Annotated in this window: 12 protein-coding genes; 7 read left to right on the top strand and 5 right to left on the bottom strand. The window is 64.8% G+C overall.

Going from position 1 to position 14,887, the window contains the following annotated elements:
• Positions 1-16 precede the first annotated feature (16 nt).
• The gene (locus AABE10_RS16355; RefSeq protein ID WP_342934307.1) at positions 17-1,339 is read left to right on the top strand and encodes an NRAMP family divalent metal transporter; all 1,323 of its coding nucleotides are present in this window, start codon (positions 17-19) and stop codon (positions 1,337-1,339) included.
• Between the two features lie 32 nt (positions 1,340-1,371).
• Here AABE10_RS16355 and AABE10_RS16350 read toward each other — a convergent pair whose 3' ends face one another.
• The 5 genes from AABE10_RS16350 to AABE10_RS16330 form a co-directional block, all read right to left on the bottom strand.
• Positions 1,372-2,427, bottom strand: a complete 1,056-nt coding sequence (locus AABE10_RS16350; RefSeq protein WP_342934306.1) for an SDR family oxidoreductase — start codon at positions 2,425-2,427, stop codon at positions 1,372-1,374.
• A 16-nt stretch (positions 2,428-2,443) separates the two neighbouring features.
• Positions 2,444-4,087, bottom strand: a complete 1,644-nt coding sequence (locus AABE10_RS16345) for a GMC family oxidoreductase (protein WP_342934305.1) — start codon at positions 4,085-4,087, stop codon at positions 2,444-2,446.
• Complete coding sequence (locus AABE10_RS16340; RefSeq protein WP_342934304.1) at positions 4,077-4,727, bottom strand: gluconate 2-dehydrogenase subunit 3 family protein; 651 nt, start codon at positions 4,725-4,727, stop codon at positions 4,077-4,079. The genes AABE10_RS16345 and AABE10_RS16340 overlap by 11 nt, the downstream gene beginning before the upstream one ends.
• The gene (locus AABE10_RS16335) at positions 4,720-5,676 is read right to left on the bottom strand and encodes a hypothetical protein (RefSeq protein WP_342934303.1); all 957 of its coding nucleotides are present in this window, start codon (positions 5,674-5,676) and stop codon (positions 4,720-4,722) included. Before AABE10_RS16335 ends, AABE10_RS16340 begins: the two co-directional genes overlap by 8 nt.
• A gap of 70 nt (positions 5,677-5,746) precedes the next feature.
• Positions 5,747-6,895, bottom strand: coding sequence for an enolase C-terminal domain-like protein (locus AABE10_RS16330; RefSeq protein WP_428983334.1), 1,149 nt, complete (start codon positions 6,893-6,895; stop codon positions 5,747-5,749).
• 198 nt (positions 6,896-7,093) lie between these two features.
• Here AABE10_RS16330 and AABE10_RS16325 point away from each other — a divergent pair, with 198 nt between their 5' ends.
• From AABE10_RS16325 to AABE10_RS16300, 6 genes are all read left to right on the top strand, one after another.
• Complete coding sequence (locus AABE10_RS16325; RefSeq protein WP_342934302.1) at positions 7,094-8,887, top strand: thiamine pyrophosphate-requiring protein; 1,794 nt, start codon at positions 7,094-7,096, stop codon at positions 8,885-8,887.
• Between the two features lie 256 nt (positions 8,888-9,143).
• Positions 9,144-10,217: a cytochrome c oxidase subunit II gene (gene coxB, locus AABE10_RS16320; RefSeq protein WP_428983333.1), complete on the top strand. Its 1,074-nt coding sequence runs from the start codon at positions 9,144-9,146 to the stop codon at positions 10,215-10,217.
• A 16-nt stretch (positions 10,218-10,233) separates the two neighbouring features.
• Positions 10,234-12,237 carry a cytochrome c oxidase subunit I gene (ctaD, locus tag AABE10_RS16315; RefSeq protein ID WP_342934301.1) on the top strand — a complete coding sequence of 668 codons (2,004 nt, stop codon included), beginning with the start codon at positions 10,234-10,236 and terminating at the stop codon, positions 12,235-12,237.
• Between the two features lies 1 nt (position 12,238).
• Entirely contained in the window at positions 12,239-12,895 is a 657-nt protein-coding gene (locus tag AABE10_RS16310; protein WP_342934300.1) for a cytochrome c oxidase subunit 3, read from the top strand.
• Positions 12,892-13,350, top strand: coding sequence for a hypothetical protein (locus AABE10_RS16305; protein ID WP_342934299.1), 459 nt, complete (start codon positions 12,892-12,894; stop codon positions 13,348-13,350). Before AABE10_RS16310 ends, AABE10_RS16305 begins: the two co-directional genes overlap by 4 nt.
• Before the next feature lie 5 nt (positions 13,351-13,355).
• Positions 13,356-14,726, top strand: coding sequence for a c-type cytochrome (locus AABE10_RS16300; protein WP_428983332.1), 1,371 nt, complete (start codon positions 13,356-13,358; stop codon positions 14,724-14,726).
• The last annotated feature ends 161 nt before the right edge of the window (positions 14,727-14,887 follow it).

Genomic DNA, 14,887 nt, shown 5'->3' with positions numbered 1-14,887 from the left:
ACGCGTCGAGTGGACCATGTCGACAACCACGCGACGCAAGCAGAACGCCAACGGCCCGAACGAGACGCCTGCTGAAACGCCCGCTCGTTCTTGGGCGGCGGACCTGGGACCGGGGCTTGCGTCGATGGCGAGCGACAACGATCCTAGCGGCATCGCGACATACTCGCTTGCGGGCGCGCAGTTCGGCTACGAGATGCTATGGCTGTGCGTGCTGTCCTATCCGTCGATGGTCGCGTTTCAACTGGTCGCTTCGCGGATCGCGTCGCTGACGGGCAAGGGGCTGACCAGCAACATGCGCGAGCACTATCCGCGCATCTTTTTTTATCTGGCCGTTGCACGCTTTCTGATCGCGAACGTCTTTAACATCGCCGCCGACGCAGTCGCGATGGGCGTCGCGGCGAACTTCTTGTGGAACGGCTCCGTGCCCGTTTTCGCGGCGCTATCGACGGTGCTTTCCATCGTGCTTCAATTCACCGTGCCGTACCCGCGCTACGCAAAGGTCGTGAAGTGGCTGACGCTCGCGCTGTTCGCGTACGCCGGCGTGATGATCGTCACGCAGATATCGTGGCACAGCGTATTGGTTGGATCACTGGTGCCGCATCTGCACTGGACGGAACACTACTTCTCGATGCTGATGGCGATACTCGGCACCACCATCAGCCCGTACCTGCTTTTTTCACAGGCGACGCAACAGGTCGAGGAATTGCGGCTCGATCCCGGGCACAAGCAATCGGACGAGTACAGGCGCAAGCTCGACGCGCAGTTTCGCAAGGTCCGCAAGGACACGCTGATCAGAACCGCGCTTTCGAACGCGGTAGGGTTCGCGATCATGGCGGCTACGGCCGCGACACTCTACGCCTATGGGCATGACATGCAGCACATGCGAGACGCCACGCGCGTGCTGGAGCCCGTCGCACATGGGTATGCGTCGCAGGTGCTCGCGCTGGCGCTGATCGGCACGGCGCTGATTGCGCTGCCGCCGCTCGCGGGTTCGGCGGCGCATGCGGCGGCTGGTGTGTTCGAGAAGGAGAACGAGGACAGCGGGCTCGCCAACCGTCGCGTCGCATTCATGTTGATCGCCGTGATGCTGCTCGGCGGCGCGCTCGGCGTATCGATGGTGTGCGCGCACGTCGAGCCGCTGCGCATCCTGTACCTGGGCGCGCTCGTGAACGGATCGACGGCGATGCCCGTGATGTTCATGCTCGTTTTGCTGAGCACGAAGCACTCGGCTGTCGGCGATCTGAGCGCGCACTGGGTTCTGCGAGGTCTGTGCTGGCTCGCGACCATTTGCGCGGGCGCCGCGCTGGTCTCGCTGTTCGTGCTCGAATGGCTGGACTGACAGGGGGCTGTCACGCCGCTCGACAAATACGATCACATCCGTCGCCGGACCATGCCGACACAAAGCGCGGCAATCGCGGCGGCGCCGAGTGCCGCAAGCCCGCGATGCGTGTCAAGCCACAACGCGGCACTCGACGACGACGCCTGGGCATCGAAGCGCCCTCGCACGCGATGCAGGCCTGTGACGGGCTCCCACAGGTTCGACGGCTGCCCTTGAACGGCGACGCGTGCATCTTGCTGCGCATCGACGCCCCTGCGTCCGAGATAGCGGTCGAGCCAGCCCGGCACCCAGCGGTTCGCGACAATCGCCTTGATCGACGAAGCGCCGACCCACACTTCGCGGCGTCGATGCGTCGCGGCCCAGTAGATCGCGCGCGCCGCGACTTCCGGTTGAAAGATGGGCGCGACGGGCCGCGGCGCATGGGGCATCCTGTTCTCTGCCCAGTCGAACTGCGGCGTGTTGAGCGCCGGCATCTGCACCATCGTCACGTGAACGCGGCTCTTGCGATGATGCAGCTCGCAGCGCAACGCATCGGTAAATCCGCGTATCGCGTGCTTTGCGCCGCAGTACGCGGATTGCAGCGGAATCGAACGATAGGCGAGCGCGGAGCCGACCTGCACGATCACGCCATCGTCTCGCTGCGCCATTCGTTTGAGCGCGGCCATCGTTCCCCACACGAAGCCGTGATACGTCACATCGGTGATGCGCGCGAAATCCTCGTGCGATAGCGCATCGACGGGCGCGAAGGCCGTCACCATCGCGTTGTTCACCCACACGTCGATCGGCCCGAGCCGCGCTTCGATGGACCCCGCCGCTGCATCGACCGCGTCGGCGTCGCTCACGTCCGCCTTGATCGATACGACGCGCACGCCCGCTGCGCGGACTTCCTGAGCGGTGTCGTGCAGGGCGTCGGCATCGCGGGCGATCAGCGCGACGTCCGCGCCGTGCCGCGCAAATTCGAGTGCGGCCGCGCGGCCCACGCCCGCCGTGGCGCCTGTTATCACGACCGTTCGGGGTTTGCGGATGCCGCCCACGATGAATCCCTCCTTCTGTTCGACGTTGTTCGATGTGCATGCCTCGATGTGCATGCCTCGATGTGCATGCCTATAGCTCGCCGCGCGAAGCGAGCGCCTCGATCCTGTCGGCCGTACGGCAGGCGATCGCCTGAATCGTCAGCGACGGGTTGACGCCGCCGACGGTCGGAAACACCGAGCCGTCGCAAATCCACAGATTCGGAATGTCCCAACTGCGGCAGTCCGCATTGACGACGCTCGTCGCCGGATCGTCGCCCATGCGCGCCGTTCCGTTCAGATGGCACGTATCGTCGTGCTGCGCCCAGATGCGTTTCGCGCCTGCCGCTTCGAGCGCCCGGGTCATGAACCCGAGCGAATGCGAGATCAGCCGCCGGTCGTTGTCGCAATAGCTCCATGTGACGCGCGCGACGGGCAGACCGTACTGGTCTTTCTCGTCGGCGAGGGTGACGCGGTTGCGCTCCTGGGGCATCGTCTCGCCGACGATCTTGAGTCCCGCCTGATGGTTGTACATCTGCATTTCGTCGAGCAGCGGCTGTCCCCACAGGCCGCGGCCGATCTGCGTCTGCGCCCACACGACGGGCAGCGGCCCCTGGCTCATGTAAGCGTAGCCGCCGAAGAAATCCTTGCCCTTGTCCTTGTAGTTCCAGTGCTCTGTGATCGCGAGCGACGGCGGCCCCTTGTACCAGCGTATCTCGTCGTCAAGCACGCCCCAGACGGCCTGATTCGACTGCACCATCAGGTTCTTGCCGACGAGCCCCGAGCTGTTCGCGAGACCATCCGGATAACGATCGTTGGCCGACATGAGCAGCAGACGCGGCGTTTCGATCGCATATCCGGCCACGACGACATGACGCGCGCGTTGAAATTGCCATCGGCCTTCGCGCAGATATTCGACGCCCGTTGCGCGTCCCGCCGGATTCACGTCGATGCGGCCGACCATCGCGAGGTCGCGAATCTCGGCGCCCGCGTGGACGGCGCGCGGAATCCACGTGACGAGCGCGCTCTGTTTCGCATTCGTCGCGCAGCCCGATACGCAGAAGCCGCGATACACGCACGGATGCGCTTTGCCGCGCGGCGCGGAAAGCGTCGCGAGCGGCGTGGGGCTCCAGTCGATGCCGAGGGCGTCCGCGCCACGCGCGAGCACCAGCGCAGCGGCATTCATTTCGTGCGCGCGATACGGATAGCGCGGCCGCTTCGGTCCCCACGGATAACGCACGGGACCGGAAATCTTCAGCGCATCTTCGACATACGTGTAGTAGCGCCACATCTCACGCCAGTCGAGCGGCCAGTCCGCGCCATAGCCGAGCAGCGAGCGCGAGCGGAACCATTCGGGCCTGAAGCGCAGCGACACCATCGCGAAGTGAACCGTGCTTCCGCCAATCGCCTTGCCGCTATTGTTAGCGCCGAGCACGAGCGGATCGTCGCCATCGACGATGCGCTCGTCGGTCCAGTACAGCTTCGACTGATGCGTTTCGTCGGAGGCGAATTCTTCGAGCGGTCTCCACCACGCGCCCGCGTCGAGCGCGACCACCTTGAAGCCTTTTTCCGCGAGACGGCAGGCCAGCGTGCCGCCGCCCGCGCCCGTGCCGACGATCGCAAAATCGACTTCCTCATGCAGCGGATACTCGCGCATCGGCATCCATCCGCCTGGCGTGAAGACATCCGGTGCGCGGCCTTGCTTGCCGCGCGGATCGCGAAGCGCATCATCGAGCACGCTGTCTCTCCTCGGGCGGCACTTCCTTGCCCTCCCAGGGATCGCTTCGATTGAAGTTCATGCGCACATAGCCGCGCGGATTGGCAGGCCCGCCGAATCCGATTGCGCTCCACGCCGACGGATGCGAATAGTAGGTCGTGCAGATATCGTGCAGCACGCGCTGCGTGAAGAACAGCGTCGACGGCATGTTGCGCCATGCGTCGCCCGTCAGCGTTCCGTGCTCCATCGACTGGACGAGGGCGATGCGCGCGCTCTCCTCGACGTCGGCGAAGACCTTGCGATGTCGATGAACGCTTTCGGCGTCGAGCGCCGCGAGACCGATTCGCCATGCTTCCTGCAACGCAGGCAGACCGGCGCGGCGATAGCCGTCGCTCTTGCCCATTGCGATCTTGCGATCGACGAGCGCGGCAAGCGGCACCGATGGCCGGTTCTCCGGCTGCGGGACGATAATCGCGCACAGCGCGCGCAGCGCACGCCACTGCTCGCGATTGCACCACGCGGGCTCGTCGGTAGTTGCGATGCGATCGCCGATGACTGCGCGCGACGCGTCGTCCCATGATGGCGTGTCGCGTTTGTCGAGTACGTCGTAGCCGGTGTAATCGGGTAGACGCGTGGCGCGTGAAGGCGTGGCGTCATTCATTTTCTGTCTCCCTCAGGCGCAAGGCCGCTAGTCCCGCCAGCGCGAGCGCGGTGAAGCTGGGGGGCGCGGGCAAGGGCGGTCCGCCCAGAATGTTCTGCGACCAGTTGCGCCAGCCGCCCTGGCTGCGCGCGATACCGCGTGCATGGAAGAGCGTGCCGATCACACCGAGCGCGGCCGTCGCGCGTAACCAGACTCGCGTGAGCCAGCGCTGCCGTGGCGCGGATAGCGCGGCATTCGCGAGCATCGCGGCGGCGAGCGGCGGCACCGTGACGGGCGCATACATCGCGCGATGCTGGAACGCGCCGCGAAAATGCAGCAGGCCGACTTCGGCAACGGTGCCCGCCAATCCGATACTGGCCGCGAGCGCGAGCGCCTTGCCGGCAGGCATGCCGAACAGACGCGGATCGACAGCGGGTTCGTTGCGCAAGCGTTCGCCGACTGCGCCGAGCGCGCCGGACAGCAGCAGCGACATCGGTGCGCCGAGCGGAGCGCCGTAGAACAGGTTGTGCCAGCTAAAACCGCCTGGTCGCTTCGTGACGTTGTAGAGATGAAACGCCGTACCGGCGACGCCTGCCGCCGCTGCCGTGAGATACACCGCGTGGCGGACCGAATGCGCGGCCTCGGTGTGGTCCGCGCCGCCATGCAATCCGGCGATCAGCGCGCAGGTCGCGGACACGAGCGGCGTATACATCGCCGGGTTCTCGAACGATCCGCGATAGTGCTCGACCGCGCTGTCGGCGAGCGCGGAAAAAGCGAGCAGGGCGGAACCGTGATTGAAACCGCGCGCGGCATCGATGTGAGCGCGCGTTGTGGTGCCCGATGCACGAGCCGGCGCGAGACGAACACGGGCACGTGGCCGCTCGGGCGCGCTGTTCGTTTTCGTTGCAAGCGCCGCGGCGCCTGATGCAGCGCAGAGCGCGCCGAGCACGTATAACGCGGTTCTTGTCATCGTGATCAGATAGTTTGCATAGTGGCCGCTCGATGCGTCAGCGTGAGTTCGATTCGTGGGTTCGGTCCGTTCATGGCACGCTGGTCGCAAAGCGGCTCGCATCCTGGCGTTTTAATTCGAGGCCGCAGCCTGGCCGCGAGAGATCGGGCACAATGTTTCCATCCGCGACATGCGGCGCGCCATCGAACAGCATCGACTCGATGCGCGCATGATCATGAAACCACTCCTGATGCGCGAGCCCAGGCACAGCGGACGCGACGTGCAGATGCAGGGCCGGCGCGCAGTGAGCCGACAGCGGCACATGAAAAGCCGCCGCAGCGTGAGCGGCCTCGATGAAGCCCGTGATGCCGCCGCAACGGCTCGCATCGGCCTGGAGCACGTCTACGGCATTCGCTTCGAGCATTCGCCGGAAGTAGTCCAGCGTATAGCCGTACTCGCCTGCCGCAATGTCCATTCCGGGCGGTGCGCTGTATCGGATCGCGTTGAGTCCCGCGAGATCGTCCGAACTGACGGGCTCTTCGAACCATTGCACGTGTTGTTCGGCGAAACGCGCGGCAAACCGCAGCGCGGTCTTTCTGTCATATGCACCGTTCGCATCGACGAACAACCCGGCGTCATCGCCGATCGCTTCGCGCGCGCATCGTGCACGCGCCGGATCGCGCTCGGGCTCGCTGCCGATCTTGATCTTCACCCATCGGCATCCGTCGTCATGCACCCAGCGCGTCAACTGCTCTCGCATCTGTGCATCGGTATATGTCGTGAAGCCTCCGCTTCCATAGACAGGCACGCGATCGCGCACCTGGCCCAGCAGCTTCGCGAGGGGAACGTTCAGGCGCTTTGCGTGCAGGTCCCATAGCGCGCAGTCCAGCGCGGAGATCGCGGTTGCCGCAATGCCTTCGCGACCGAGGTTGCGCACGCGGCGTTGCATCCGAAGCCACAAGCGCCGGATTTGCGATGCCTCTTCGCCGGTCAGCACATCGGCGAGCGCATGCCGTATCAGCGTTGCCGTGCAGGCGTCGCTATACGTGTAGCCCAGTCCCGTGACGCCAGCCGCTTCGACTTCGGCGAGCACGAGTGTCGTCGAGTTCCATTCGAACGTTCCGTCTGCCTCGGGCGCATCCGTCGGAATCGTGTAGGCGTCTGCCGCGATTCTCGTGATGGGCGCCGCGGCGTAACGATCCGTTGTTGTAGAAGAAGCGGCTTCGTTCATGGTGTGCATTCGTGGCATCCGTGACTGGCGACTGCGACAGGTCGTGTTGCGTTACTCACCGGCCAGCAATGGATGTGCCTTACAGCAGGGTTTCGCGCGGTGGGGCGCAAGGATAGGGCGCAAGTCTTGCTGTCCCGACAGACGGCGCAGTGTCCGCGCAAGGGCATGCGAGCGGGCACGCACAACTTCTCTTCTGCGGAGGCTTTCATGGCAAAGACAGTGGGCGACTTCATCGTCGACAGGCTGCATCAATGGGGCGTAAGACGCATGTACGGCTATCCGGGCGATGGCATCAACGGTGTTTTCGGCGCGCTGAACCGGGCGGAAGGGAAGATCGAATTCGTGCAGGCGCGCCACGAGGAAATGGCCGCGTTCATGGCGAGCGCGCACGCGAAGTTCACCGGCGAGCTGGGCGTCTGCATCGCGACGTCGGGGCCGGGCGCCGCGCACCTGATCACCGGCCTCTACGACGCGCGGATGGACCACATGCCCGTGCTCGCGATCGCCGGCCAGCAGGCGCGCGCTGCGCTGGGCTCGCACTATCAGCAGGAAGTCGACATTGCGGCGATGTTCAAGGACGTTGCCGGCTCGTACGTGCAGCAGGCGAGCGTGCCCGCGCAGGTGCGGCACATGATCGATCGCGCGGTGCGCATTGCGTTAGCGGAGCGGCGCGTGACGGCGCTCGTCTTGCCGAACGACTTGCAGGACCTCGAATTCGAGCCGCCCGCGCGCAAGCATGGCACCGCGCATTCAGGCGTCGGCTATTCGCGGCCGAGAGTCGTGCCGGCGCAAGACGATCTGCAACGCGCGGCCGATGTGCTGAATGCAGGTCACAAGGTTGCGATTCTGGTCGGCGCCGGCGCGTTGAATGCAACGGACGAAGTCATCGCGGTGGCGGACAGGCTCGGCGCGGGCGTCGCCAAAGCGCTGCTCGGCAAGGCCGCGTTGCCGGACGATCTGCCGTGGGTAACGGGATCGATCGGCCTGCTTGGCACGAAGCCCAGCTACGAGCTGATGACGTCATGCGACACGTTGTTGATGATCGGCTCGGGCTTTCCGTACTCGGAATTTCTGCCGAAGGAAGGCGATGCGCGCGGCGTGCAGATCGACATTAAAGCCGACATGCTGAGCCTGCGGTATCCGATGGAAGTGAACCTCGTCGGCGACAGCGCGGAAACGTTGCGCGCGCTGTTGCCGCTGCTGAAAGAGAAGGACAGTCACGTGTGGCGCTCGCGTATCGAGCGTTGGACTTCGCGCTGGTGGGAGACGCTCGACGAGCGCGCGCATCAGCCATCGAGCAAGGGCGTGAATCCGCAGCGCGCGTTCACCGAGCTGTCGCCGCGCTTGCCCGACAACGTCATTCTGACCAGCGATTCCGGCTCGTGCGCGAACTGGTACGCACGCGATCTGAAGATTCGCCGCGGGATGATGGCGTCGTTGTCGGGCGGGCTCGCGTCGATGGGCGCCGCCGTTCCGTATGCGATCGCGGCGAAATTTGCGTATCCGGGCCGCCCCGTGATTGCGATGGTCGGCGACGGCGCGATGCAGATGAACAACATGGCCGAGCTGATCACCGTCGCGAAGTACTGGAAGCAGTGGGCCGATCCGCGCTGGATCTGCATGGTGCTGAACAACGAAGACCTGAATCAGGTGACGTGGGAGCAGCGCGTGATGGAAGGCGATCCGAAGTTCAACGCATCGCAGGAAATTCCCAACGTGCCGTATCACCGCTTTGCGGAACTGCTCGGTTTGACGGGCCTTTACGTCGACGATGCCGAGCAGTTGTCCGATGCGTGGGAAACCGCGCTGGCCGCGAAGCGCCCCGTCGTGCTGGAGGTGAAGTCGGACCCGGAAGTGCCGCCTTTGCCGCCTCACGTGACGATGGCGCAGGCGCGCGCATTTGCGCGGACGCTGATGGAAGGCGATCCGAAAGAAGGCAGCGTGATTGCGAATACCGCGCGTCAGGTGCTGGGCTCGGTGATTCCAGGCGGGAAGGACTAGTGGACGGTCGTGCGTGATGCGCTTACATGCGAAAAACTGTGCCTGACATCCATGTAAAGGTCACAGTGTGATGTAAATCGTACGCGTATTGCAGGCTGCCGTTGCCGGCATGTTTGCACGTGCGCGGCGCGGCGTTTGTAGCGGCTTCACGTTCTGATTGGGAAAGCAGCGTGACCCGGACCGCGCCCGTTTCTTGCTGGGCTAGTACGGGCGCGCCACGTCGCGGTATGCAGGCATCGAAAGGGGGAGTAGGCGGATGCAACGGAGGCCGGAAGACGCGCGTCTCGGCGGCACAGGCGTGTGGACTCGCGCGCCTGCTGCCGCCGCGATTGCGTCGATGGCTGGCTTGATGGCTGCACAGACCGATGCACAGGGCGCGCCCCTCGATTATTTCCTGCACGCAGGCGGTCCCGCCGCCGGGCCCACGATGCGCCTCGGCTGGGCGCTCGCCGCGCTCTCGATGAGCGTTATCGCGATCGTCGCGCTGCTGCTCGCCGTCGCAATTGCGCGCCGCCGCCGTGCACGCGCCGCGAACACGCTTGAACAAGGGGAAAAGGGCGCGCTTCGCTGGGTGTACATCGGCACGGGCATCTCATCCGTGCTGCTGTTGGCCGCGCTCGCCTATACGCTCGTCACGCTCGATTCGGTAGCGGCGCCGCCGCATGCGCCTTCGCTGACGCTGACGGTCACGGCATACGACTGGTGGTGGAAAATCGAATACAGCGATACGGACGGCGGCCCTCCCTTCGTCACGGCGAACGAGATCCACATCCCTGTTGGTGAACCCGTGAAGATCGTGCTGAAGAGCGCCGACGTCGTTCACGCGTTCTGGGTGCCGCAGCTCGCGGGCAAGACGCAGACCATTCCGGGGCAGATCAACGAGCAATGGATTCAGGCGGATACAGCGGGCGTGTATCGGGGGCAATGCTCGCAGTTTTGCGGCGCGCAGCATGCGCATATGGCGTTCGAGGTCGTCGCGCAGGATCGAGCCGCTTTCGATGCATGGCGTCGCGAAGAAGCCAGGCCTGCGACGCCCGTCGCGGCTTCGGCCGATGCGCTGGCATCGCACGGCAAACAACTCTTCGACGCGCGCTGCGCCGGTTGTCACACGGTGCGCGGCACGGACGCGAACGGCGCACAGGCGCCCGATCTCACGCATCTGAACGCGCGCAGGCTGATTGCGGCGGGCGCGTTGACGAACACGCGCGAGCATCAGCTCGACTGGATTCGCCACGCGCAGCGGATCAAGCCCGATTCGCTGATGCCCAGCATCGCGCTGACGACGAGCGAGACAGCGGCGCTCTCCGCGTATCTCGCGACCTTGCATTGACGGGAAACACACACGGATGGCCGACACCACGACTCCTTCTTCGACTTCCTCGCGCGAGCCGCTCGAGCGCACGTTGCAGCGCGGCGTCGTCGCGCGCGGCAGCGCGGCAGAGAAGGCCCTTCGCGAACTATGGGAGACGCCGCCGGGCTGGCGCGGCTGGCTGTCGACTGTCGATCACAAGCGCATCGGCATCCGCTATCTCGTCACGGCTTTCATATTCCTGATCGCGGGCGGCGTCGAAGCGCTCATCATGCGCGTGCAACTCGCGCAGCCTGACGGCACGGTACTCACGCCGGAGCAATACAACCAGCTCTTCACGATGCACGGTGTGACGATGATTTTCCTGTACGCGCTGCCCGTACTGTCCGGCTTCTCGAACTACCTGTGGCCGCTGATCCTCGGCGCGCGCGACATGGCATTTCCGCGCCTCAACGCGTTTTCGTACTGGATCTTTCTGTTCGCCGCGATCTTTCTGTATGCGAGCTTTCCGCTCGGCGAAGCGCCCAACGCCGGCTGGTTCAACTATGTGCCGCTGTCCGGGTTGGAATACGACACGGGGCCGAACATCGACGTATACGCGCTCGGCATGGTGCTGCTCGGCATTTCGACGACCGTCGGCGCGGTGAACTTCGTCGTGACGCTGTTGCGCATGCGCGCGTCGGGCATGTCGCTCGATCGTATCCCGGTGCTCGTGTGGGGCACGATGACGGCGTCGTGCGGCAATCTGCTGGCGGTGCCGTCGGTGAGCCTCGCGTTCTTGCTGCTGTGGATGGACCGGCGCATCGGCACGCACTTCTTCGACGTGGCGAACGGCGGACGCGCGCTGTTGTGGCAACACCTGTTCTGGATCTTCGCGCATCCGTGGGTGTATGTCGTCGTGCTGCCCGCGATGGGCATCGTCTCCGATGCGTTGCCCGTCTTTTGCCGCCGGCCGCTGGTGGGCTATGGGCCCGTCGCGTTGTCGACGGTCGCGACGATGCTGATCGGCTTCGTCGTCTGGATTCACCATATGTTCGCGACGGGCCTGCCCGCGCTCGCGCTGTCGCTGTTCGGCGCGGCGAGCATGGCGATTGCCGTGCCGAGCGCGATCGCGACCTTCGCGTGGATCGCGACGATCTGGACGGGACGGCCCGTGTTTCGCGTGCCGTTCTATTACTTCGCGGGCTTCGTGCTGCTGTTCGTGATCGGCGGCGTGTCGGGCGTGATGACGGCGGCCGTGCCGTTCGACTGGCAACTGACGGATACGTACTTCGTCGTCGCGCATCTGCATTACGTGCTGCTCGGCATCAACGTATTTCCGGTGATCGGTGGCGTGTACTTCTGGTTTCCGAAGTTCACGGGACGCATGATGAGCGAGCGTATCGGCAAATTTGCCTTCTGGGTGATGTTCATCGGCTTCAACGTGGCGTTCTTTCCGATGCATCTCGCGGGACTGCTCGGCATGCCGCGCCGCATCTACACGTACGCGCCGGATATGGGCTGGAGTACGGTGAACCTGATTACGTCGGTGGGCTCGTTCGTGCTCGCGCTCGGCATTCTGCTCTTCCTGTGCGATCTGCTCTACAGCTTGCGGCACGGCGCTGTTGCAGGCGACAACCCGTGGGACGCGGGCACGCTCGAATGGTCGACGACTTCTCCGCCGCCGCCGTACAACTTCGCCGTCGCGCCGACGGTCGCGAGCCGGCATCCGCTGTGGGAAGGGCGCATCGAAGAGGAGGAGCAGAACGGTGCGCGCTCGTCGCTCGAAGAGGGCTTCATTCTCGATCGCGGCCGCGAAGCGCTCGGCACGACGGCGCTCGAAGCGCGACCGGATGTGATCCTGAAGATGCCGGAAGACTCGTACACGCCTTTCGTGTTGAGCGTGTTCGCGACATTGCTTTTCGCGGGGCTTGCGCTGCTCGCGTGGTGGCTCGTGGCGGCGATGCTGGTGGGCTGCGCGGCGTCGATCGTCGTGTGGCTGTGGCCCGAGCGCAGCCTGATCCAGCGCGAGCCGCAGCGAGTGCGCGACGCGGGGAACTGATATGAGCGACGCGTTGCGCAACGGCACGGTGCACGACAACAACTCACGCGGCGACGCGTACCGACGCGAGGTGAGGCTACCGGTCGGCAGCGCGGGCGAGCGCTCCGGCGGCTGGTTCGGGTGTCTCGCGCTGATCGTCACGGAAGGCTCGTTGTTCGGCTATCTGATCTTTTCGTATCTGTACCTCGCGTCGCAGAGCGGCCGCATGTGGCCGCCCGAAGGCTTGCCGAAGCTCGGACTCGGCGGCGTGAACACGGCGATCCTGCTGACGAGCAGCGTCTTCGTGTGGCTATGCGAGCGCTGCGTGAAGCGTCGGCGCATCCATTGGGCTGTCGCGTCGATGAGCGCGGCGCTTGTGCTTGGCGTGACGTTCGTCGGCATTCAGATCAAGGAATGGCAGAACCATCCTTATGGGATGACCGCGCATCTGTACGGATCGCTGTACTTCACGATCACGGGCTTTCATATGGCGCACGTCGTCGTCGGGCTGGTGGTGCTGGCGTTGCTGCTGCTATGGACGGCGCGCGGCTACTTCGACGAAAAGCGCTGCCTCGCGCTGACGATAGGCGGTCTGTACTGGCACTTCGTCGATCTCGTATGGCTCTTTATCTTCACGACGATCTATCTGTCGCCGTATGTGCTGAGGGGGCGCGCATGAGCGATGACCGCATGCAAACGCGGCAGCGGCGCGAGGAGCCGGCGACGCGCATCGATATTCCGCGCTTTCACTCGGGGCGCCTGCTGACGGCCGCACTGGCGACGCCGCTCGCATGGTTCGCGCAGATGTTCGTCGGCGAAGTGCTGACGTCGCAGGCGTGCGCGTTATCCGATCCGCTGCGTCCCACGTCGCCGCCGACATGGGTGACGACGGCGCTGGCCGCACTGAGCGTCGCGTGCCTGATCGTGGGCGTCGCGGGCGCGATCATCGCGTGGCGCGCCGTCGTGTTCACGCGCGACAGGCGCGGGCATGGGCTCGACGGACGCGCGCGCCGGGTCGCGGAACTCGAATGGTTTCTTGCGCGGGTGAGCGCGCTGTCGAGCGCGATGTTCATGTTCGCGCTTGTCACGACGGCTGTTGCCGTGGTGGTCGTGTCCCCGTGCGGGCAGTGGTGACGAACATGAGCAAACGTGTCGTTCCTGGCATCGGTATCGGCATCGCGGCGCTCGCGGCGATTGCGTTCGTGGCGTTCATCGCGTCAGGCATGATGCCGGAGCATGCCGACGCGCAGATGTCGACGATGCCGATCGACACCAACGATCCCAAACTGATCGCGAAGGGCGAATACGTCGCGAAAGCCGCCGATTGCGCGGGCTGCCATACGGCGCCGCCGGGCGGACCGTCGGGCAAGGAACCGTTGCACCCGTCGGCGCCTTTCGCAGGCGGCCTGGGGATGGGCTCGCCGTTCGGCACGATCTGGTCGTCGAATATCACGCCCGATCCCGTCGCGGGAATCGGGCGCTACAGCTATGACGATTTCGCGCGCGCCGTGCGCGACGGTGTTGCGCCGGGCAACCGGCGGCTCTATCCGGCGATGCCGTATCCGTCGTTTGCGAAGATCAATGACGACGACATGCACGCGCTTTACGCGTATTTCATGCACGGCGTCGCGCCCGTATCGAAGGCCGCGCCGCGCACGCGCTTGCCGTTTCCGTTCAATCTGCGCTGGGCGCTGATGTTCTGGAGCTTTGCATTCGCACCCGATGACGTGTTCGTGCCGCAATCGTCGCGCAGCCCGGAATGGAATCGCGGCGCGTATCTCGTGCAATCGCTCGGGCATTGCGGCGCATGTCACACGCCGCGCGGGCCGGCTTACGAAGAGCGCGGCTATAGCGAGCACTCGCGGCTCTATCTGACGGGCGGCACGAACGATCACTGGTTCGCGCCGAATCTGACGGGCGACATGGGATCGGGGCTCGGACGCTTTTCCGAAGAGGACATCGCCGCATTCCTGAGACGCGGACATGGCGGCGGTCTCGTCACGTTCGGCAGCATGATCCAGGTCGTCGAGGACAGCACGCAGTATCTGACCGACGACGATCTGCACGCGATCGCGCGTTATCTGAAGAGCCTGCCCGCGCAAGCGCCGTCCGGCCATTTCGACGACCAGTCGCGCGCTGCGCTGCGGACCGTGCGCGCGCTGAAAACGGGCGATGTCGAATTGCCCGGCGCGGGCATCTATCAGGGCTTTTGCGCGCGCTGTCACAAGGCGGATGGGATGGGCGAGCCGCTCAAGTATCCGCGGCTGGCGGGCAACCCGGCAGTATTGAGCGAGCACGCCGATTCGGTTGTGCGCCTGCTGGTGGAAGGTGGCGAGGCGCCGCATACGCAATCGGGACCGGACCCGAAGAAAATGCCGTCGTTCGCAGGCAAGTTGACCGATACCGAAATGGCGCGTGTGCTGACGTTCATACGCAATACATGGGGCAACGATGCGGCCCCCGTCACGACACGCGAGGTAGCGCGCATCCATCAGGAATTAGGCAAGTGACGCTGAAGCGCAAGAGCCGGATCGTTGCATCCGCGATGCTTGACATCGAAACTGCGCGCGTTGTACGAAAGAGTCGATCTTCGGACATGGCGACGGTCTTAATAAAGTAATCCGTAGCGACTAGTCTTTGGGAACGAGACGTGCGAGTGGGCGAGTGCCAT

It is taken from the genome of Paraburkholderia diazotrophica (assembly GCF_038900755.1).
Classification (GTDB): Bacteria; Pseudomonadota; Gammaproteobacteria; order Burkholderiales; family Burkholderiaceae; genus Paraburkholderia; species Paraburkholderia diazotrophica_A.
The sequence above is the reverse complement of the archived record's forward strand: the minus strand, read 5'-3'. Positions and strand labels throughout refer to the sequence as shown.

What these genes read in the sequence shown, in the direction of transcription:
- AABE10_RS16330 (WP_428983334.1), bottom strand. Translation starts at nt 6,895, where the DNA reads ATGCACACCATGAACGAAGCCGCTTCTTCTACAACAACGGATCGTTAC.
- AABE10_RS16310 (WP_342934300.1), top strand. Translation starts at nt 12,239, where the DNA reads ATGAGCGACGCGTTGCGCAACGGCACGGTGCACGACAACAACTCACGC.
- AABE10_RS16350 (WP_342934306.1), bottom strand. Translation starts at nt 2,427, where the DNA reads ATGCACATCGAGGCATGCACATCGAACAACGTCGAACAGAAGGAGGGA.
- AABE10_RS16355 (WP_342934307.1), top strand. Translation starts at nt 17, where the DNA reads ATGTCGACAACCACGCGACGCAAGCAGAACGCCAACGGCCCGAACGAG.
- AABE10_RS16300 (WP_428983332.1), top strand. Translation starts at nt 13,356, where the DNA reads ATGAGCAAACGTGTCGTTCCTGGCATCGGTATCGGCATCGCGGCGCTC.
- coxB (WP_428983333.1), top strand. Translation starts at nt 9,144, where the DNA reads ATGCAACGGAGGCCGGAAGACGCGCGTCTCGGCGGCACAGGCGTGTGG.
- AABE10_RS16325 (WP_342934302.1), top strand. Translation starts at nt 7,094, where the DNA reads ATGGCAAAGACAGTGGGCGACTTCATCGTCGACAGGCTGCATCAATGG.
- AABE10_RS16340 (WP_342934304.1), bottom strand. Translation starts at nt 4,727, where the DNA reads ATGAATGACGCCACGCCTTCACGCGCCACGCGTCTACCCGATTACACC.
- ctaD (WP_342934301.1), top strand. Translation starts at nt 10,234, where the DNA reads ATGGCCGACACCACGACTCCTTCTTCGACTTCCTCGCGCGAGCCGCTC.
- AABE10_RS16335 (WP_342934303.1), bottom strand. Translation starts at nt 5,676, where the DNA reads ATGACAAGAACCGCGTTATACGTGCTCGGCGCGCTCTGCGCTGCATCA.
- AABE10_RS16305 (WP_342934299.1), top strand. Translation starts at nt 12,892, where the DNA reads ATGAGCGATGACCGCATGCAAACGCGGCAGCGGCGCGAGGAGCCGGCG.